Annotated in this window: 20 protein-coding genes and 1 tRNA gene; 9 read left to right on the forward strand and 12 right to left on the reverse strand. The window is 59.3% G+C overall.

Features of this window, described 5'->3' with window-relative positions; translation table 11 throughout:
• Positions 1-57: 57 nt before the first annotated feature.
• Together QMK55_RS15090 and QMK55_RS15095 are read right to left on the reverse strand one after the other, a co-directional pair.
• Complete coding sequence (locus tag QMK55_RS15090; RefSeq protein ID WP_102354640.1) at positions 58-807, reverse strand: ABC transporter substrate-binding protein; 750 nt, start codon at positions 805-807, stop codon at positions 58-60.
• A 13-nt stretch (positions 808-820) separates the two neighbouring features.
• Positions 821-1,594: an ABC transporter ATP-binding protein gene (locus QMK55_RS15095; protein WP_007909167.1), complete on the reverse strand. Its 774-nt coding sequence runs from the start codon at positions 1,592-1,594 to the stop codon at positions 821-823.
• A 553-nt stretch (positions 1,595-2,147) separates the two neighbouring features.
• On the opposite strand from QMK55_RS15095, the gene gabP reads away from it, so the two are divergent.
• Positions 2,148-3,539, forward strand: a complete 1,392-nt coding sequence (gabP, locus tag QMK55_RS15100; RefSeq protein WP_102354639.1) for a GABA permease — start codon at positions 2,148-2,150, stop codon at positions 3,537-3,539.
• Between the two features lie 312 nt (positions 3,540-3,851).
• On the opposite strand, the gene QMK55_RS15105 is transcribed toward gabP, so the two are convergent.
• The 4 genes from QMK55_RS15105 to QMK55_RS15120 all read right to left on the reverse strand — a co-directional run bounded on the left by QMK55_RS15105 (position 3,852) and on the right by QMK55_RS15120 (position 6,853).
• Positions 3,852-4,304: a hypothetical protein gene (locus QMK55_RS15105; protein WP_102354638.1), complete on the reverse strand. Its 453-nt coding sequence runs from the start codon at positions 4,302-4,304 to the stop codon at positions 3,852-3,854.
• Positions 4,305-4,310: 6 nt separating this feature from the next.
• Positions 4,311-4,724, reverse strand: a complete 414-nt coding sequence (locus QMK55_RS15110; RefSeq protein WP_320329480.1) for a hypothetical protein — start codon at positions 4,722-4,724, stop codon at positions 4,311-4,313.
• A gap of 28 nt (positions 4,725-4,752) precedes the next feature.
• Positions 4,753-5,727, reverse strand: coding sequence for an alpha/beta fold hydrolase (locus tag QMK55_RS15115; RefSeq protein WP_320329481.1), 975 nt, complete (start codon positions 5,725-5,727; stop codon positions 4,753-4,755).
• A gap of 67 nt (positions 5,728-5,794) precedes the next feature.
• On the reverse strand, positions 5,795-6,853 hold the full coding sequence (locus QMK55_RS15120; RefSeq protein WP_320329482.1) for a PDDEXK nuclease domain-containing protein: 1,059 nt from the start codon (positions 6,851-6,853) through the stop codon (positions 5,795-5,797).
• 257 nt (positions 6,854-7,110) lie between these two features.
• Here QMK55_RS15120 and QMK55_RS15125 point away from each other — a divergent pair, with 257 nt between their 5' ends.
• Together QMK55_RS15125 and QMK55_RS15130 are read left to right on the forward strand one after the other, a co-directional pair.
• Positions 7,111-7,551 (forward strand): hypothetical protein, encoded by a 441-nt coding sequence (locus tag QMK55_RS15125; protein ID WP_102354634.1) that lies wholly within the window; start codon positions 7,111-7,113, stop codon positions 7,549-7,551.
• A gap of 84 nt (positions 7,552-7,635) precedes the next feature.
• Entirely contained in the window at positions 7,636-7,917 is a 282-nt protein-coding gene (locus QMK55_RS15130; protein ID WP_102354633.1) for a YceK/YidQ family lipoprotein, read from the forward strand.
• A 13-nt stretch (positions 7,918-7,930) separates the two neighbouring features.
• On the opposite strand, the gene QMK55_RS15135 is transcribed toward QMK55_RS15130, so the two are convergent.
• The 6 genes from QMK55_RS15135 to QMK55_RS15160 all read right to left on the reverse strand — a co-directional run bounded on the left by QMK55_RS15135 (position 7,931) and on the right by QMK55_RS15160 (position 12,718).
• Positions 7,931-8,530 carry a hypothetical protein gene (locus tag QMK55_RS15135; protein ID WP_320329483.1) on the reverse strand — a complete coding sequence of 200 codons (600 nt, stop codon included), beginning with the start codon at positions 8,528-8,530 and terminating at the stop codon, positions 7,931-7,933.
• Positions 8,498-8,573: transfer RNA gene (locus tag QMK55_RS15140), tRNA-Phe, on the reverse strand. The genes QMK55_RS15135 and QMK55_RS15140 overlap by 33 nt, the downstream gene beginning before the upstream one ends.
• 103 nt (positions 8,574-8,676) lie before the next feature.
• A complete protein-coding gene (locus tag QMK55_RS15145) occupies positions 8,677-8,949 on the reverse strand; it encodes an oxidative damage protection protein (RefSeq protein WP_003220737.1) in 273 nt (90 codons plus the stop codon).
• Positions 8,946-10,013, reverse strand: a complete 1,068-nt coding sequence (gene mutY / locus QMK55_RS15150; protein WP_102354631.1) for an A/G-specific adenine glycosylase — start codon at positions 10,011-10,013, stop codon at positions 8,946-8,948. The genes QMK55_RS15145 and mutY overlap by 4 nt, the downstream gene beginning before the upstream one ends.
• On the reverse strand, positions 10,010-12,235 hold the full coding sequence (locus QMK55_RS15155) for an AsmA family protein (protein ID WP_320329484.1): 2,226 nt from the start codon (positions 12,233-12,235) through the stop codon (positions 10,010-10,012). Before QMK55_RS15155 ends, mutY begins: the two co-directional genes overlap by 4 nt.
• 78 nt (positions 12,236-12,313) lie before the next feature.
• The gene (locus QMK55_RS15160) at positions 12,314-12,718 is read right to left on the reverse strand and encodes an acetyl-CoA sensor PanZ family protein (RefSeq protein ID WP_102354629.1); all 405 of its coding nucleotides are present in this window, start codon (positions 12,716-12,718) and stop codon (positions 12,314-12,316) included.
• Positions 12,719-12,941: 223 nt separating this feature from the next.
• Here QMK55_RS15160 and QMK55_RS15165 point away from each other — a divergent pair, with 223 nt between their 5' ends.
• The 6 genes from QMK55_RS15165 to hisF all read left to right on the forward strand — a co-directional run bounded on the left by QMK55_RS15165 (position 12,942) and on the right by hisF (position 17,924).
• A complete protein-coding gene (locus tag QMK55_RS15165) occupies positions 12,942-14,606 on the forward strand; it encodes an OFA family MFS transporter (RefSeq protein ID WP_102354628.1) in 1,665 nt (554 codons plus the stop codon).
• Between the two features lie 265 nt (positions 14,607-14,871).
• Positions 14,872-15,465, forward strand: a complete 594-nt coding sequence (gene hisB, locus QMK55_RS15170) for an imidazoleglycerol-phosphate dehydratase HisB (protein WP_007909204.1) — start codon at positions 14,872-14,874, stop codon at positions 15,463-15,465.
• A complete protein-coding gene (hisH, locus tag QMK55_RS15175) occupies positions 15,465-16,103 on the forward strand; it encodes an imidazole glycerol phosphate synthase subunit HisH (protein ID WP_102354627.1) in 639 nt (212 codons plus the stop codon). Before hisB ends, hisH begins: the two co-directional genes overlap by 1 nt.
• Positions 16,104-16,364, forward strand: a complete 261-nt coding sequence (locus tag QMK55_RS15180) for a DUF2164 domain-containing protein (protein ID WP_007952545.1) — start codon at positions 16,104-16,106, stop codon at positions 16,362-16,364.
• A 42-nt stretch (positions 16,365-16,406) separates the two neighbouring features.
• The gene (gene hisA / locus QMK55_RS15185) at positions 16,407-17,144 is read left to right on the forward strand and encodes a 1-(5-phosphoribosyl)-5-[(5-phosphoribosylamino)methylideneamino]imidazole-4-carboxamide isomerase (protein WP_320329485.1); all 738 of its coding nucleotides are present in this window, start codon (positions 16,407-16,409) and stop codon (positions 17,142-17,144) included.
• Positions 17,145-17,153: 9 nt separating this feature from the next.
• A complete protein-coding gene (gene hisF, locus QMK55_RS15190) occupies positions 17,154-17,924 on the forward strand; it encodes an imidazole glycerol phosphate synthase subunit HisF (protein WP_320329486.1) in 771 nt (256 codons plus the stop codon).
• The last annotated feature ends 31 nt before the right edge of the window (positions 17,925-17,955 follow it).

The raw sequence follows: 17,955 nt of genomic DNA on the forward strand, positions 1-17,955 counted from the left end.
CAGGCAAAGTCAGGAGCCGGCGCCGTTGAGTCACGGCGCCGGTCCCACAGGTCAGGATCAATAGATGCTGAACGGGAAGTACTTGTCGTTGATCTTCTTGTAGGTACCGTCGGCGACGATTTCCTTCAGTGCGGCGTTCAGCTTCTCACGCAGCGGATCGCCTTTACGTACAGCGATGCCGATCTTGTCGCTTTCCACGACCGGGTCGCCCTTGAACTCGTAGTTCTTGCCAGCGTCGCTTTTCAGCCAGTCATAGTTGGCGTACTTGTCGGCGAGGATGGCGTCGACGCGACCGGAGGTCAGGTCCAGGTAGGCGTTTTCCTGGGTGTCGTAGAGTTTTACTTCGATATCGCTACCGTAAGTGTCCTCAAGCCAGGTGCCGGCGAGCGTTGCGCGCTGGGTGCCGATGATCTTGCCCTTGAGCGAATCCTTGTCGGTTTTGAACTCTTTATCTTTCGGTGCGATGAACTGCAGCTTGTTCGAGTAGTACGGGTCGGTGAAGTCCACCGCGCCCTTGCGCTCCTCGGTGATCGACAGCGAAGACACCAAGAAGTCGAACTTCTTGGCGTTTAGTGCAGGGATGATGCCGTCCCAGTCCGAAGTGACCACGGTGCACTCGACTTTCATCTTCGCGCACAGCGCGTCGCCGATGTCTTTGTCGAAGCCGACTACGTTGCCGCTGGCGTCTTTGTTATTGAACGGCGGGTAAGCCGCTTCGATACCCATCTTCAGGGTCTCGGCCATGGCACCAGCGCTGAACGCGAGGGTGACGGCAGCGGCCAGGAAGACCTTCTTGAAATTCTGCATGCATGTTGCTCCGTTAGCGGTTGCTGGACATGAATTGTTTGCAGCGCGCCGAAAGCGGGTTTTCGAACACCTGCTGAGGCGATCCTTGCTCTTCTATAAGGCCCTGATGAAGGAACACCACTTCGCTGGAGACCTGACGGGCGAAGCCCATTTCGTGGGTCACGAGCAGCATGGTGCGGCCTTCTTCGGCCAATGCGCGGATGACACTAAGTACTTCCTGAACCATTTCCGGGTCAAGGGCCGAGGTGGGTTCGTCGAACAGGATCACCTTCGGTTGCATCGCCAGCGTGCGGGCAATCGCCGCGCGTTGTTGCTGACCACCGGACAATTGCGCCGGGTAGGCGTGGCGCTTGTCGGCGATGCCGACCTTGGCCAGCAGCGCTTCGGCGACTTCGATGGCTTCAGCCTTGCTCTGACCAAGCACCCGGCGCGGGGCCTCGATGATGTTGTCGAGGATGCTCATGTGCGGCCACAGATTAAAGTTTTGAAACACAAAACCAATCTCGGAGCGCAGGCGGTTGATCTGTTTGCCGTCGGCGGCAACCAGTTCGCCATTCTTGGCGGCCTTGAGCTTGAGTTCTTCACCGGCCACCAGAATCTGGCCCTGATGCGGGTTTTCCAACAGGTTGATGCAACGCAGGAACGTGGACTTGCCGGAACCGGAGGAACCGAGGATCGAGATCACATCGCCGTCGCGGGCGGTCAGCGAGATGCCTTTGAGCACCTCAAGCTGTCCGTAGCGTTTGTGCAAGTTGCGGATTTCAAGCGCGGGCGTGGCCTCAGCCATGTGCGTTCCTCATATATGTTGCGCTCCTGCTGTTGGCTGGCCTTCCTGGCGAGGCGGCCAAGCTAGCATAGCGTTTCAATGGCAGCCAACAGCGCTACGAGCGGTAAGCGGATGGCGTGTGGCAGGTTGTCGCATCGGCACAGCAGACTGTCGCCCCATCAACAACCGAACGGGTGTTTGATCGTGCAAACCCGTGGGCGTCGCGTAAAAAAAGGCGCGATGTTGCCAGCTTTGGCGGGGTGTTGGAAGCGCTATCCGGCCGAACGTTCCTGAATCGCCCTTTTATTGTGCATCACACACTTTTTGAGTGTGTTTCTGGTGCACTGATTCGTCTTGAAAAGTGAGTCGCAGGGTAACGTTCTGGCGAATAGCCATTAATCTCAAGGACTTGCGATGACTGTCCGGTTCCGCGCAAAACCGCAGCCCAGAAGAGTTTGAAACATTTTGGCGCATTTATTGCGTGCAGAATCTGGAACGCCCCGTTGGTTTCTTTTTACGAGAAGGAAAACCAGACGGGACGGACGCAATCGCTTTCCTCGCAAAGGTAGTTCCGATGAGCAGTACCCCAAGCTCCAATGGCCTCGAACAGGGGCTCAAACCGCGTCATGTGACCATGTTGTCGATCGCCGGTGTTATCGGCGCCGGTCTGTTCGTTGGCTCCGGCCACGCTATTGCTGCTGCCGGTCCTGCCGTGCTGCTGGCTTACGCCGCCGCCGGTACCCTGGTGGTGCTGGTGATGCGCATGCTCGGTGAGATGGCTGTCGCTTCGCCCGACACCGGCTCGTTCTCGACTTACGCCGACCGTGCCATCGGGCACTGGGCCGGTTTCACCATCGGCTGGCTGTACTGGTGGTTCTGGGTATTGGTGATTCCGCTGGAGGCCAACGCCGCCGCGACCATCTTGCACGCGTGGTTCCCTGGTGTGGGCATCTGGGCGTTTGCTCTGATCATCACCATGCTGCTCACCGTGACCAACCTGTTCAGCGTGAAAAACTACGGTGAATTCGAATTCTGGTTTGCCCTGATCAAAGTGCTGGCGATCATCGGTTTCATCATCCTCGGTCTGGCGGCGATCTTCGGCTTCCTGCCGAACAGCCAGGTCAGCGGCGTTTCGCACCTGTTCGACTCCGGCGGCTTTCTGCCAAATGGCATGGGTGCAGTGCTGGGCGCGATCCTGACCACCATGTTCTCGTTCATGGGTACTGAAATCGTGACCATCGCGGCCGCGGAATCGAAGAACCCGGGCAAGCAGATCTCCAAGGCCACCAACTCCGTTATCTGGCGGATCGGTCTGTTCTACCTTGTGTCGATCTTCATCGTCGTGGCCCTGGTGCCGTGGAACGATCCGACCCTGGCCAACCTCGGTTCTTACCAGACCGTGCTGGAGCGCATGGGCATCCCGAACGCGAAAATGATCGTCGACATCGTTGTGCTGGTTGCGGTGACCAGCTGCCTGAACTCGGCGCTGTACACCTCGTCGCGCATGCTGTTCTCCCTCGGAAAGCGCGGTGACGCGCCAGCCATGTCGACCCGCACCAACAAAAGCGGCACGCCATACTGGGCGGTAATGCTGTCCACCGGCGCGGCGTTCCTCTGCACCTTCGCCAACTACGTGGCGCCGGCTGCGGTGTTCGAGTTCCTGCTGGCCAGCTCCGGCGCCATCGCGCTGCTGGTGTACCTTGTGATCGCGTTCTCGCAACTGCGCATGCGCAAACAGCGCATGGCCCGCGGCGAGAAAATCGTCTTCAGCATGTGGCTGTTCCCGGGCCTGACCTACGCGGTGATTATCTTCATCGTCGCGGCGCTGACCATCATGCTGTTCCAGGAAGCGCATCGCGTGGAGATCCTCGCGACTGGTTTGCTGAGTCTGCTGGTGGTGGCTGCCGGTTTGTTGGTGGCACGCCGTCGCAAGCTGGAAAAACGTGGCGCGGTGGTGTTGAACTGATCCGTAACGCGTAATGCAAAACGGCCGCTGTCAGTGATGACTAGCGGCCGTTTTTGTTTGTGCTACCGGTGGCGAAATATTCTGCGCTTCAGATCCGAATCAGTTTTGCTCTCGCGAGAGCATGAAGTCTGAGCTGCATTTCTCCCCGTCGAACCATTCATCCCAAGTTAGTTGCTTAAGAGATTTAACAGGTTCGTTTGTAGGGATTGCTGCTGAGTCTTCTGTTTTCGGGATTTGCCCGTCCTCGCGTGAATCTGCTGTCTTCATCTGACGTCCTTTTCTTGACCATACGTGAGCCTGAAGCGCAAAAAATTACTCGGCCTTGGGCTCGCCGTCTTCTACCGACTTGCCATAAGCGTCCAGCGCAACCCCGAAATCGGTGATGAACTGTGGCTCGCTCAGCCAGGCCTGGGCCTCTTCGATCGTTACGCCTTCGGCCCACATGCGGTAGTCGATCAACATGTCGGCGGCCAGGTGGGTGGCGGCCATTCCTTCGTTGTCGGCGTTTTCCATGTCCAGCAGCTCTGGATGGTCAACGATGACGAACGCCAGTTCGCGCAGCAGGGTCAGCAGCATTTCGTTGCGGCTAATGGCTTCGGCGTCGCGCATTTTGCTGAACATCGCCAGGGTGTATTCCGGGATCGGTTCGGCGAGATGGCCGAGATCTTCGTCCTGATCCAGCGGCTTACGGCCGACCATACGGATTTGCTTGGCTTTGGCCTTGGCGCGTTTGGCGCGTTTCTGTTGCTTGTTCAGGGATGCCATGGGAGCTCAGTTCTTCTGTTGGGTTTGTGCGGCGATCGCGTCGGACGCGGCCACATAGTCGGCCTGGAAGGCCGGGGATTCGATCCAGGCCAGCGCGCCGGCTTCATCGGTTTCTTGCGACCACTGGCGGTACTCGATCAGCGCGGCGAGGATGAAATCCATCGCGCCTTCTTCGCCTTCCTGCTCGAACACCAGTTCCAGCAGCGGGTCTTCGAGGAATGCCATGCACAGGGCTTGCTGGCTGATCTTCTCGGCGTCGATCATTTTCTTGAACAGTTCGGTCAGGTCCACCGACTCGAAATCGATGCGGTCATCGTTCGGGTCCAGCTCGACCGGCGCTTCGGCGCGCTTGGTGCGGTTCTGCTTGGCCTTGGTCTTGGCCCGGGCGGCGCGTTTTTGCTGCTTGTTGGCGGAGGCCATGGTGTGTTCCGTCGTGCGTGGAAAGGGCTCAGCTGCGCGGCACTGTCCGCCCGGGTGAGTCGGGGGCCAGCTCGCCGGTTTGCAGCCAGGTCAGAGCGATGGGCCATAGTGTGGCTTGGTATGCGCTGCGAAAAAAGGCGAAATGTCCGACGTGTTGTTCGCCGATGTCTTGCGGCTCGATGCGCAGGTGGGTTTTGCGTGCATGACTGAAGTAGTCGAGCAGGCGCTCGATGGCCGGGATTGTGCCGTAGGGGTCGTCGCTGATACTGATTGCCAGAGTGCGCGCGCGGACGTTGCCGAAAGGCAGTCGAGCGCTTTTTGCCATTAGCGCTCGACCGCTCGGGCGTCGCTCATAACGCGCTGTAGGCGTGCTCCAGTCGCGTACAACGCCGACTGGCGTGTCCTCCAGCCAGCCGAGTCGCTTGCCGGGAAAGTAGCCACAGAAGCGCGTCAGCAGTGGCATCAGCAAATGCCATTTGCCGAACATGCGCCAGCGCTGTTCCGGCGCATAGTCGCGCCAGTAGGCGAACTGCGCACCGACCGTCACCAGCCGACGAATGACCTGCCCGGACTCACCAAGCCCGGCCGCGCAACCGCCGAAACTGTGGCCGACCACGTCGATTGGCTGGCCGGGGAATTCCCGTTGAGCGCGTTTGAGCATCGCTTCGAAATCCAGCGCGCCCCAATCGGTCCACGAAGCCTTCAGTCCTTTCATTGAGTCAGGTCGTGATTCACCGATGCCCCGGTAGTCGTAGGTGATCACGTCGAAACCGTTGGCGAACAGATAATCGGCGAAGCGCGAGTAATGTCGGCAGCGTACCGAGGTGGCGGCGTTGATGATGACCACCGGGCGCTGGGCATCGAGCAGGGCGTGCCGCCAGGTGAAACCGCCGAGCACAAAGCCATCGGCGGCGACTTCCTTGAAGGCTTCACCGTGTTTCTCAGTCACAACCGGTGACTTTGACTGCATGTCTTGCGTTGCTGGCGCATCCTGACAGCTCATCGCTTTCGACCTTTTCGAGGAGCTGTCAACAATAGTCTTCGCGCCATCCGGGAACAATCCGCAGTTTCTATTCCGGGGATTGAAGGCTCAGGCGTTCTTCGATCAAGGCCTGTTCCCGATTGAGTTCGGCGCGCAGTTCTTCCTCACTCGGCAGTATCGTCTTGTAACTGCTGGCAAACAGTTGCTCATTGCCCTTGAGCATCGAGTAACGCGCGACCGAGTCGTTGCTCTCTGCACTCAGAATGATCCCGACTGTCGGCTTGTCGCCCTCACTGCGCTTGAGTTCGTCGTACATGCGCACGTACATGTCCATTTGCCCGACATCGCGGGCGCTGAGCTTGCCGCGCTTGAGGTCAATGATCACGAAGCATTTGAGCAGGTAGTTGTAGAACACCAGATCGATGTACAGATCGTCACCATCGGTACTGATGCGTTGTTGCCGAGCCACAAAGGAAAAGCCTTTACCCAGTTCCAGGAGAAATCCCTGCAGATGGTCGATGAGGGCCTGTTCAAGGCGACTCTCCCTGACCTTGCCTGCCGAAGGCAGCCCAAGAAATTCGAGCATGACGGGATCGCGAATGAACTCACGCGGATGGGGTTTCATGGCTGCAATGTTGGTGCTGGCTTCTTCGATCAGATCGGCTTTGTCTCGACTCATCAGCAGTCGCTCGTAGTAGAGCGTATTGATCTGGCGATCAAGGGCGCGGCTGGACCAGTTCAGATTGGCAGACTCTTCCATGTACCAACGGCGAGCCTTGTCACTGGTGACACCCAAAAGCCGTCGATAGTGGGTCCAGCTCAATTCGGAACGCACTGCGTTCCAAATTGGAAACAACTGATAAAAACTCCGCATATACCGCAGATTTCGATCATCAAACCCCTTCCCGAACTGCGCCGTCAAATCCTTCGCCAACAAGGCCAGCAGCTGCTTGCCATACCCCGCACGCTGGGCGCCTTGCTGCTCGAACTCGACAATATGCCGGCCGATCTGCCAACAGGTCTGCACTTGAATCGTATCAACCGCACGCAGCACTTTTTGCCGCGCCTGACGAATCAGTTCGCCCAACTCCCCCAGCAATGAATCGATTTTCGGGTCTTGCGCGTCAGTCGGTTTTACCTGGCTCATCGAGTCTTCCGCATCATTGGAAACAGACGCAAAGCATGCCAAGAGTCGCCGGCCGGCGATGTCGGGCGAGCCGGTGAATGCAGCAGGAAGACGGGATGGGTGTTGCAGGACGTTGCCGACAAAGACGTTGTTACGAGCGATGGTCTGTAGTCCATTTCGTACACGCGCCAAGTTCCAATCAATCTAAAACAAGCTGCGCGGAGCCAAATCTAAAAAAGGGTAACGATTGGGTTTCTCTGAACCCGGGAGTCGCCATCATGAAAAACATTCGTTCATTCATGCTGCCGTTCGCCGTTGTCGGTTGGCTGCTGTTGCCTGTCATGTCGCAGGCCGCCAACCTGGAACCGGTCGACAGTGCCGGTGTGCAAGTCCAGCAACAACAGCAAAACGGCATCAACTACCTGTCCGGCGGGATTGGCCTGGACGAGTCAAAAGCCATCCAGCAAACCCCCGGCTACAACCTGCACATGACCTACTCGGTCGGCATGCAGAACGAGTACGCCGCCAACGTCGACGTGACGATTGAAAAAGCTTCGGGGCAACCCGTGCTCACGCTCAATCAGGCAGGGCCGCTGGTGTATGTGCAATTACCGCCAGGCAAATACATCGTGCGAGCCACGCTCAATGGCCAGGAGCGGCGGGACGTGACTGACGTCGGCAGCGGCACGGCGCGCAATCTGGTGTTTCACTGGAGTTGAAGTGGCTGCTGATTGATGCAGTCGTAAAGCAAGGGCGCGGGTACAATCCCGCGCCTTGTGTTTTGTGGCGAAGGAAGTGCTGGTTTGAAAGGGATTATGCGTATTGGCTCAGCGATGAGCCTGGCTTTGCTGTTGGCCGGTTGTGGAACGATGATGGGGCGCATGAACGGTGATTCTGCAGAGCCGTACTACAAAGGCGTCGACGGCAACTTGCACTTGCTTGGCGTGAGAGGGGGAGACGGCATGCCGTCCGCGGTCATCTGTTACATGATGATTGTTTGCCCGCTGATTACCGTCGTCTCCCTGCCGGTAGACGCTGCGCTCGACACGGTCTTGCTGCCGGTCGATTACGTCAACACCCTCTGAGGGCAACCTTGATTTATCGCCGCGTGCGCTTGGCCTTCGGTTTGTCGGTCGGCTCGTGCGCCATTCGGTAAATCCATAATCCGAACCAGGCGATGGTCACCAGAAATACGGTGCCGATGCACTGCGACACGATCTCGAACCAATACATTCGGGGTTGTAGTGCCAGGGTGTAGGTATGACGTGGACCTGACCGATTCCATGTGGTGATGGAGCCGCTGATCAAGCTGTGGATGATCAGGTAAATCGACGCACAGATGAGGAAGGCGATCAGTACGCCGACGAGCACCGTCAGCCAGAACGCTACTCGACTCTGGCGATAGGGCGGCGGATGGGGCAGGGGCACGCGGGTTCTTTTCTGGTTCATCGAGTGGATGACCCTCTTCCATAAGGTGCGGCCAAAGTAGCGCGGATCGCCGTTGGCTGAAACCCGTCGACGTTGAAAACGCAGAGCGCAATTAAACTCGTGATGCCCGGGACGGATTTGCGTTTTTTCCGACAGCGCAAAAGGGCTGGAGTGAGCCGCCATCAAATCGCAGGCATAAAAAAACCCTGAATCTTGCGATTCAGGGTTTTCGGTATTTGGTGCCCAGAGACGGAATCGAACCGCCGACACGGGGATTTTCAATCCCCTGCTCTACCGACTGAGCTATCTGGGCAACGGGGCGCATTAAAAGGGTTTTTCGGATTTACGTCAACGACTTTTTTAAAATTTCTTAAATTAATTCCGTCGCTTACGATCCGACCCCCGATTTTGCGTGTTTACTCCGCAGGCGGAACGTAGCCTTCGGCCTTGGCGTAATCCTCGCCGGAGAAGTACTTGTCCATTTCGCCCTGAAGATATTTGCGATCTTCGGCGTTCATCATGTTCAGACGCTTTTCGTTGATCAGCAGGGTTTGGTGCTTTTGCCAGTCAGCCCAGGCCTTGGCCGAGACGTGGTCAAAAATATCCTGACCTTTTGCGCCCGGGAAAGGAGCGCGTTCCAGCGCGGGCAATTCTTCTTTGTACTTACGGCACATGATGGTGCGGGTCATGACGACTCTCCTGCGTTCAATACGGCGGCCGCGCGTTCGAGCAAGGTTTTGACCGGGGCAGCAAGGCCCAGGCGCGGCGGGGTGGCGAGGTTATACCAGAGCCAGTCGGCCTCGGCCACGTGATGGGCGGCCTCCTGTACCTGAACCAGCCAGGGTTCGATGGACAGCTGGAAATGGCTGAAGGTGTGGACGAGGCTTGGCAGCGCCTGCTGCTCGCCCATCGTCAGCGAGTGCTGATCGGCGAGATGTTGCAGGTCGTCGAGCTCATCGAGCTCCGGCAGGCTCCACAAGCCGCCCCACAGGCCGCTGGATGGACGGCGATAAAGCAGAATCGCGCCGTCGCCATTGGCCAGCATCGGCATCAGCGTGCGTTTTTGTGGGATCGCCTTGCGCGGCTTGGGGATCGGGTAACGAGTCTCCAGGCCAAGCATGTGCGCCTCGCAGCCCTTTTCCAATGGACACAGCAGGCAGCTCGGTTTGCTGCGTGTGCACAGCGTGGCGCCGAGGTCCATCATCGCCTGGGTGTAGGCGTTGACCCGATCGTGCGGCGTGAAACGCTCTGCGTTGGCCCACAGTTGCTTGGCGACCTTGGGCTCGCCCGGGTAACCCTCTTGCGCAGTAAAGCGCGCCAGAACGCGTTTTACGTTGCCATCGAGGATCGGCGCGCGCAGGCCCATGCTGATGCTGGCGATAGCCCCGGCGGTGGACAGGCCGATACCCGGCAGGTCGGTGAGTTTTTCCACATCACGTGGAAATTCACCGCCGTACTGGCTGACGACGATCTTCGCGGTCTTCTGCAGATTGCGCGCGCGGGTGTAGTAACCCAGCCCGGTCCACAGGTGCAGCACTTCGTCCTCCGGCGCTTCGGCCAGCGCTTGCACCGTGGGCAGCGCGGCCATGAAGCGGTCGAAGTAATTGAGCACGGTGCTGACCTGGGTCTGCTGCAACATGATCTCCGAGACCCACACCCGATACGGGTTGATGCCTTGCTGCCAAGGCAAATCGTGGCGGCCGTGGCGGTCGAACCATTCCAGCACCGCCGTGGAAAACTGCTCCGCTCTCATCGCTTGAACAGCCCCTTCAATGCGTTTTTCAGTTCAGGGCTGACTTTGTCGCCCAGCTTTTCGTCGATCTTTTCGCTGAGTTTGTCACCGGCCATTTTGGTCGCGACCTGACCCAGGCGTTCGTTGTCCACGCGGCAGGCCTTGGCGCCCAGTTCCAGCGGGCCACGGCAGCGTAGCGGCCATTCGATGCCGACGAATTTCTCGCCGACCTGGCAGGCCGGGTCCGGCATGGCGCTGGTGTCGCCTTCAACGACGATGCCGACGCGGTAATCCATGCCCAGTACCCGCAGGTCGATGTCGCCGTCAGCGTTGACGGTCATGCCGGGGATGCGCACTTTCAGGTCCGGGTTGCTGGCCACGCCATTACGGAAGGTCAGATTGCCCTTGAGTTCCTGGAACGGCGTGTCCTTGCCCCGTGGTTCGCCGCTGAGGGTTTTGCGGTTGAGGGTGGCGATGCCTTTGCACAGTTGCTGTTCAAGGTTGGCGTTGAGCAGCACGCCGTTGTTGATCACGAAACTGGCATTGCCGTTGAGGGTTTCGATCAGCGCCTGCTGGCTGTTGCCGCTGCCGGTGACGTTGCTGGTCAGGGTGACCAGGCCTTTGACCGGTGGGTTCTTGCCCTGGCTTTCGAGGATTTTCTCGACCGGCACGCGGTTGATCCGGGTCTGCAGGTTCAGCACTGGCGCACTCGGGCGTACGTCGAGGGTGCCCTTGGCTTCGAAGTCGCCGTTGTACAGGCCGCCGCGCAGGTTCTCCAGGGTCAGCAGGCCGCCCTGGCCGGAGGCCTTGAGCGCGGCGTTCTGGATCGGCAGCTTGTCGAGGGTCAGTTGGCCGAAGCTCAGGTCGGCGTCGACGTCGAGTTTGGCCAGGCGCTCGACCGGCAGCAGGCGCTCGGTGCTCCAGGCGCTTTTACTCGGCTTGTCCGGCAGCGGCGTGGAGCCAGCGCCGGCCATTGCATCCGCTTCGGTACTGGCGACTTCAGCCTGACGCACTTGCGTGGCGTTTTTGGCCTTGTCCGATTTCGGCGGCAGGTAGCGGTCGACGTCGAAGGTGTCGGCCTTGAGGATCGCCCGCAGCGACTGTTTGGCGAAATCTTCCACGGCAATGCGTCCGCTGAAGCTGCTGTCGTCGAGTTTCAGGTTGATGTTGTCGAGGGCGATGCTGGTCGGCGTGGCGGCCACGCGGCTGACCAGTTCGACCTTGCTCAGGCTGCCTTCGGCCATGGCCGGCAGGGTCTGGCCGATGCTGTCGACGAATTTCGCCATATCGAACTGGGCGATCGAGATCCCGCCCGTGATCTGTGGGGTCTTGTCGAGGTCGTTGACCTTCAGCTCACCCAAGGCGCGCAACTGGTTGGCGGAGATCTTGATCCCGGTCCATTCGGCGACGTTCGCGGCTTTGTCCAGCAATATCTGGCCCTGAGCGGAGAAGGTCATGGCCTTGCCTTGCAGCGGATCGCCAGTCAGTTCGCCGGACAGTTTCATGTCTTCGAACTTGTAGCGTTGCAGGGCGCGCTCGATGCGCAGCTCGCCGCTGAGCTCGGTGCGCACTCGCAGCACAGGCTGATTGGTGCTGAGGAACGCCGTGGCTTTCAGCGGAATATTGGTCGAATCGTGTACCGCGCCGGTGCTCAGCTGGATGCTTTCGGCGCTGTATTGCTTGCCGGTCTGCTCGTCGTTGTATTCAACGCGGGCGTTGTTGACGGTCAGGCTGTCAATGTCGAGGCGGATCGGCTGCGGCGGTTTTTCCGGTTGGGCGCTGGCCTCTGCAACAGGAGCGCTGGCAGGCGGCGGGCTGCCGGCAGGTGTGGCAGGAGGCGGCAGCTTGCCGATGTCTTCCCAGTTGCCGTGGCCGTTCTTGTCGCGTTTCAGGCGCAGGTTCAAGCCTTCGACACGCACGTCGCTCATCTGCACTTCACGGCGCAACAGCGGCAATACGCGTACGGACAGGCCGAGCATCTGCAGATCGGCATACGGTTCGGTCGGATTGATCAGGGTGGCGATGCTGGCCTCGTGCAGTTCCAGGCCGAGCCAGGGGAACAGGCTCCAGCCGATATCGCCATTGAGCGTCAGCTCGATGTGGGCCTTGTCGCGGGCTATCTGGCGGATCTCGTCTTTGTAGTCGTTGGGATCAAAGAGGTGGGTCAGGGCGAAGCCCGCCGCCACAATGATCAGCAACAGCCCGAGAAGTACCAGACCCAGGATTTTGCCGAACGCTTTCATGGGCGAGTCCTTGTAATTAGTCGAATTCGTAATTTAGCCGGGGAGTATAGCGCTGCATCCGCCCGGTTCGGGGCGCAGTCATGTAGCGATTACTTCCAGCGGCACTTGCAGTTTGGCGGCCAGCGCCTGCGCTTCAAGGTGTCCGGCAGGGGCCAGCAGATGCAGTTGCGCACCCGCTTGCGACGCCATTTTCTGCGCTTGGTTCACCAACCGCTCGGCCACGCCACGGCGCCGGGTAACTTTTCGCACACATAAATGGGACAAATACCAAACGGTGTCATGCCTTGTCAGGCGAGCCGCACCGAGCAGGCGATCATTGAAACGTCCTGCAATCAAAGACCCGTCAGCCAGGCTGCTTTCGATCAACTGGGTGTCCCCGGAATACGGCGTGAACAGCCATTGCGGGGCGTCACGATAGATTTTCTGCAGATCCTGTTGATCCTGGTAATTGGCATCGTTCAGCGCTTGGACAACGATCGGCATGGCTTTTTCCTAAGAAGAACGAGATCAGATGACACGAAAAAGGTGATATCAGTTTGGTTTTTCTGTCACGTGCAAATGGTAACCTTCGCCAGTTCGTCCGTCCTTCTGCGACGTAACGTCGCGCCTTCAAGGAGCTTCACCTAAAAAACGGTCATGCCTGCGTGCATCAAGGCCGAGGGTGAACAGTGGCTGGCGAACCATACTAATAATTGGGGGATACACAATGAGCACGAGCATCACGGCGGGCGGCCTGCAAGTCGACCAGCCCGCGTTCCTGTCCAAGGAACGCATCATCGCCAAGCCCGGTTTCAACCGCTGGCTGGTTCCACCGGCCGCTCTGGCCATTCACCTGTGCATCGGCATGGCCTATGGCTTCTCGGTGTTCTGGTTGCCGCTGTCCAAGGCGCTGGGCGTTACCGCTCCGGTGGCTTGCGCACCGGACATGAGCTTCATCGCACAAGTATTTTCGTCGCAATGCGACTGGCCGATCTCGATGCTCGGCTGGATCTACACCCTGTTCTTCATCTTCCTCGGCTGCTCCGCAGCAATCTGGGGCGGCTGGCTGGAACATGCCGGGCCACGCAAGGCTGGCGTTGTGTCGGCACTGTGCTGGTGCGGCGGTCTGCTGATCTCGGCGCTGGGTATCTATACCCACCAGATCTGGCTGATGTGGATCGGCTCCGGGGTGATCGGTGGTATCGGTCTGGGGCTGGGCTATATCTCGCCGGTGTCGACCCTGATCAAGTGGTTCCCGGACAAGCGCGGCATGGCCACTGGCATGGCGATCATGGGCTTCGGTGGCGGCGCGATGGTCGGTGCACCGCTGGCCGCAGCGCTGATGGGCCACTTCGCTTCGCCAACCAGCGTCGGCGTGTGGCAGAGCTTCCTGGTGATGGCCGCGATTTACTTCGTGTTCATGATCGGTGGGGCGTTGTCCTACCGTGTGCCGCCAACCGGCTGGAAGCCTGAAGGCTGGACCGCTCCGGCGAAAAAAGCGTCGAACTCGATGATCACCCACCGTCACGTGCACGTGAATGTGGCGTGGAAAACCCCGCAATTCCGTCTGGTGTGGCTGGTGCTGTGCCTGAACGTGTCTGCCGGTATCGGCATCCTCGGCATGGCTTCGCCACTGCTGCAGGAAGTGTTCGGCGGCAAACTGCTGGGCGTTGACGTGCCGTTCGGTCAACTGGACGCCGGGCAGCTGGCTTCGATTGCCGCGATTGCTGCCGGTTTCACCGGTCTGCTGAGCCTGTTCAACATCGGTGGCCGGTTCTTCTGGGCTTCGTTCTCGGACTATCTGGGTCGCAAAAACACCTACTTCGTGTTCTTCGCCCTCGGTTTTGCTCTGTACGCACTGATCCCGAACATGGGTCATCTGGGCAACGTTGCGCTGTTCGTGGCGGCGTTCTGCATCATCCTGTCGATGTACGGCGGTGGTTTCGCGACCGTTCCGGCGTATCTGGCCGATCTGTTCGGTACGCAAATGGTCGGCGCGATCCATGGTCGCCTGCTGACCGCCTGGGCTGCGGCCGGTGTGCTCGGTCCGGTGCTGGTCAACTACCTGCGTGAATATCAGCTGAGCATCGGCGTTGAACGCGCGGCTGCTTACGACATCACTCTGTACATCCTCGCCGGCCTGTTGGTGCTGGGCTTCCTGTGCAACCTGCTGGTACGTCCGGTGGACGACAAGTACTTCATGACCGACGCCGAACTGGCTGCCGAGCAGGCGCTGGGCCACGACAAAGGTGCCGACGCCAGCACGGTTCTGGAGTGGAAAGCCGCACCGGGCACCAAGCCGCTGGCAATCGCTGCATGGCTGGTTGTAGGTATTCCGTTGGCGTGGGGTGTGTGGGTGACCCTGCAGAAGACGGCGGTACTGTTTCACTAAGTAAAAACGCTGTAACCCTGTAGGAGTGAGCCTGCTCGCGATAGCGGTCTGACAGTCGACAGAAATGTTGAATGTGAGGGCCCCATCGCGAGCAGGCTCACTCCTACAGTTGTTTTTGGGGTACCTGTAATGGCTTGTATGGACATGTCTACCCGCGACAGCCGGGGCTTCTGTCCGTCAGGCATATCACGTCTCGTGTTTCTGTTTCGGCCCCGCGTGCCTATAATGGCTGCCTTTTTCGCCCAATGATTTTGCGGAGCTGGTGATGGCCGAACGTAAGGCGTCTGTCGAGCGCGACACTCTGGAAACCCAGATCAAAGCCTCGATCAACCTTGATGGCACCGGAAAGGCCCGATTCGATATCGGTGTTCCTTTTCTTGAGCACATGCTGGATCAGATCGCCCGTCACGGGTTGATCGACCTGGATATCGAATGCAAGGGCGATCTGCATATCGACGACCACCATACGGTGGAAGACGTCGGTATCACCCTCGGTCAGGCGTTTGCCAAAGCCATCGGCGATAAAAAAGGCATCCGTCGCTATGGTCACGCCTACGTGCCGCTTGATGAAGCGCTATCGCGCGTGGTGATCGATTTCTCCGGTCGTCCTGGCCTGCAGATGCACGTGCCGTACACCCGCGCCACCGTCGGCGGCTTCGACGTCGACCTGTTCCAGGAATTCTTCCAGGGCTTCGTCAACCACGCGCTGGTCAGCCTGCACATCGACAACCTGCGTGGCACCAACACCCACCACCAGATCGAAACCGTGTTCAAGGCTTTCGGCCGCGCGCTGCGCATGGCCGTCGAGCTGGATGAGCGCATGGCCGGGCAAATGCCATCGACCAAAGGCGTTCTGTAATGCAGACGGTTGCAGTTATCGACTACGGCATGGGCAACCTGCACTCGGTGGCCAAGGCCCTCGAGCACGTCGGTGCCGGCAAGGTGCTGATCACCAGCGACGCTGACGTGATCCGCGAAGCCGACCGCGTGGTATTCCCAGGTGTTGGCGCAATTCGCGACTGCATGGCGGAGATCCGTCGCCTCGGTTTCGATTCTCTGGTGCGTGAAGTCAGTCAGGATCGCCCATTCCTCGGCATCTGTGTCGGCATGCAAGCCTTGCTCGACACCAGCGAAGAGAACGACGGCGTCGACTGCATCGGCCTGTTCCCGGGCGCGGTGAAGTTCTTCGGCAAAGACCTGCATGAAGACGGCGAGCACCTGAAAGTCCCGCACATGGGCTGGAACGAAGTGCAGCAGAAGGTCAGCCACCCGCTGTGGCATGACATTCCGGACATGGCGCGTTTCTACTTTGTGCACAGCTACTACATCGCCGCTGCCAACGCGCGGCAGGTGGTGGGTGGCGGTCACTACGGCGTCGATTTCGCTGCGGCGCTGGCCGATGGCTCGCGTTTTGCCGTGCAGTTCCACCCGGAGAAGAGCCACACCCATGGCCTGCAATTGCTGCAGAACTTCGCGGCGTGGGACGGTCGCTGGTAAATGGCTGCCAAGAAGTCCAAACCGCCGATCCTGACCCTCACTCCTGAACAGGAAAGCGAGGCCAATCGCAAGATCCAGCGGTTCATGGAAGACCGATTCGAACTGGACCTGGGTTCGTTCGAAGCGGCGGAAATTCTTGAGCTGTTTACCCGTGAAATTGCTCCGCACTATTACAACAGGGCGATTTTCGATGTGCAGACCCACCTCAAAGAGCGGTTTGAAAGCATCGAAAGCGACCTGTGGGCGCTCGAGAAAAACTGATTTCCGAGCCAAGCTGAACATTCAAATTTGAAGGTTTGCCAGATGCTGATTATTCCCGCTATCGATCTCAAAGACGGTGCCTGCGTACGTCTGCGCCAGGGCCGCATGGAAGATTCCACAGTGTTCTCCGATGACCCGGTGAGCATGGCTGCCAAGTGGGTGGAGGGCGGTTGCCGTCGTCTGCATCTGGTCGACCTGAACGGCGCTTTCGAAGGCCAGCCGGTCAACGGCGAAGTGGTCACCGCGATCGCCAAGCGCTACCCGACCCTGCCGATCCAGATCGGCGGCGGCATTCGTTCGCTGGAAACCATCGAGCACTACGTCAAGGCCGGCGTGAGCTACGTGATCATCGGCACCAAAGCCGTAAAAGATCCGGCGTTCGTCGCTGAGGCCTGCCGTGCGTTCCCGGGCAAGATCATCGTTGGTCTGGATGCCAAAGACGGTTTCGTCGCCACCGATGGCTGGGCTGAAATCAGCAGCGTGCAGGTCATCGATCTGGCCAAGCAGTTTGAAGCCGATGGCGTGTCCTCGATCGTTTATACCGACATCGCCAAAGACGGCATGATGCAGGGCTGCAATGTGCCGTTCACCGCTGCGCTGGCTGCTGCTACCAAGATCCCGGTGATCGCTTCCGGCGGTATCCACAACCTGGGTGACATCAAGTCGCTGCTCGACGCCAAGGCGCCAGGCATCATCGGCGCCATCACCGGCCGGGCGATTTATGAAGGCACCCTCGACGTCGCCGAAGCGCAAGCTTTCTGCGATTCGTACAAAGGCTGAGGACTGACCATGGCGCTGGCCAAACGCATCATCCCTTGCCTGGACGTGGACAACGGCCGGGTCGTCAAGGGTGTGAAGTTCGAGAATATCCGCGACGCCGGTGACCCGGTGGAAATCGCCCGTCGCTATGACGAGCAGGGTGCCGACGAGATTACCTTCCTCGACATCACCGCCAGCGTCGATGGCCGCGACACCACGCTGCATACCGTCGAGCGCATGGCCAGCCAGGTGTTCATTCCGCTGACCGTTGGCGGTGGCGTGCGCACCGTGCAGGATATCCGCAACCTGCTCAATGCCGGTGCGGACAAGGTGTCGATCAACACCGCTGCCGTTTTCAACCCGGAATTCGTTGGCGAAGCCGCACAGCATTTCGGCTCGCAATGCATCGTCGTCGCCATTGACGCGAAGAAGGTGTCCGGTCTGGGTGAAACCCCGCGCTGGGAAATCTTCACTCACGGCGGGCGCAAGCCGACCGGTCTCGACGCCGTCGAGTGGGCGAAGAAGATGGAAGGCCTGGGGGCCGGCGAGATCCTGCTGACCAGCATGGATCAGGACGGCATGAAAAACGGCTTTGACCTCGGTGTAACCCGTGCCATCAGCGATGCGCTGGGCATTCCGGTAATTGCTTCGGGCGGAGTCGGCAACCTGCAGCACCTGGCTGACGGCATCCTCGAAGGGCACGCCAGTGCGGTGCTCGCCGCGAGTATTTTCCACTTCGGTGAATACACCGTGCAGGAAGCGAAAGCGTATATGGCCAAACGCGGCATCGTGATGCGCTAATCCGTACAGGCCAGTGGACAGTATGGCGTAC

This window comes from Pseudomonas sp. P8_229 (assembly GCF_034008635.1).
GTDB lineage: Bacteria > Pseudomonadota > Gammaproteobacteria > Pseudomonadales > Pseudomonadaceae > Aquipseudomonas.

Excerpts from the sequence above, each read along its gene's own strand:
- QMK55_RS15090 (WP_102354640.1), bottom strand. The coding sequence starts at position 807 with ATGCAGAATTTCAAGAAGGTCTTCCTGGCCGCTGCCGTCACCCTCGCG.
- QMK55_RS15095 (WP_007909167.1), bottom strand. The coding sequence starts at position 1,594 with ATGGCTGAGGCCACGCCCGCGCTTGAAATCCGCAACTTGCACAAACGC.
- gabP (WP_102354639.1), top strand. The coding sequence starts at position 2,148 with ATGAGCAGTACCCCAAGCTCCAATGGCCTCGAACAGGGGCTCAAACCG.
- QMK55_RS15105 (WP_102354638.1), bottom strand. The coding sequence starts at position 4,304 with ATGGCATCCCTGAACAAGCAACAGAAACGCGCCAAACGCGCCAAGGCC.
- QMK55_RS15110 (WP_320329480.1), bottom strand. The coding sequence starts at position 4,724 with ATGGCCTCCGCCAACAAGCAGCAAAAACGCGCCGCCCGGGCCAAGACC.
- QMK55_RS15115 (WP_320329481.1), bottom strand. The coding sequence starts at position 5,727 with ATGAGCTGTCAGGATGCGCCAGCAACGCAAGACATGCAGTCAAAGTCA.
- QMK55_RS15120 (WP_320329482.1), bottom strand. The coding sequence starts at position 6,853 with ATGAGCCAGGTAAAACCGACTGACGCGCAAGACCCGAAAATCGATTCA.
- QMK55_RS15125 (WP_102354634.1), top strand. The coding sequence starts at position 7,111 with ATGAAAAACATTCGTTCATTCATGCTGCCGTTCGCCGTTGTCGGTTGG.
- QMK55_RS15145 (WP_003220737.1), bottom strand. The coding sequence starts at position 8,949 with ATGACCCGCACCATCATGTGCCGTAAGTACAAAGAAGAATTGCCCGCG.
- mutY (WP_102354631.1), bottom strand. The coding sequence starts at position 10,013 with ATGAGAGCGGAGCAGTTTTCCACGGCGGTGCTGGAATGGTTCGACCGC.
- QMK55_RS15155 (WP_320329484.1), bottom strand. The coding sequence starts at position 12,235 with ATGAAAGCGTTCGGCAAAATCCTGGGTCTGGTACTTCTCGGGCTGTTG.
- QMK55_RS15160 (WP_102354629.1), bottom strand. The coding sequence starts at position 12,718 with ATGCCGATCGTTGTCCAAGCGCTGAACGATGCCAATTACCAGGATCAA.
- QMK55_RS15165 (WP_102354628.1), top strand. The coding sequence starts at position 12,942 with ATGAGCACGAGCATCACGGCGGGCGGCCTGCAAGTCGACCAGCCCGCG.
- hisB (WP_007909204.1), top strand. The coding sequence starts at position 14,872 with ATGGCCGAACGTAAGGCGTCTGTCGAGCGCGACACTCTGGAAACCCAG.
- hisH (WP_102354627.1), top strand. The coding sequence starts at position 15,465 with ATGCAGACGGTTGCAGTTATCGACTACGGCATGGGCAACCTGCACTCG.
- QMK55_RS15180 (WP_007952545.1), top strand. The coding sequence starts at position 16,104 with ATGGCTGCCAAGAAGTCCAAACCGCCGATCCTGACCCTCACTCCTGAA.
- hisA (WP_320329485.1), top strand. The coding sequence starts at position 16,407 with ATGCTGATTATTCCCGCTATCGATCTCAAAGACGGTGCCTGCGTACGT.
- hisF (WP_320329486.1), top strand. The coding sequence starts at position 17,154 with ATGGCGCTGGCCAAACGCATCATCCCTTGCCTGGACGTGGACAACGGC.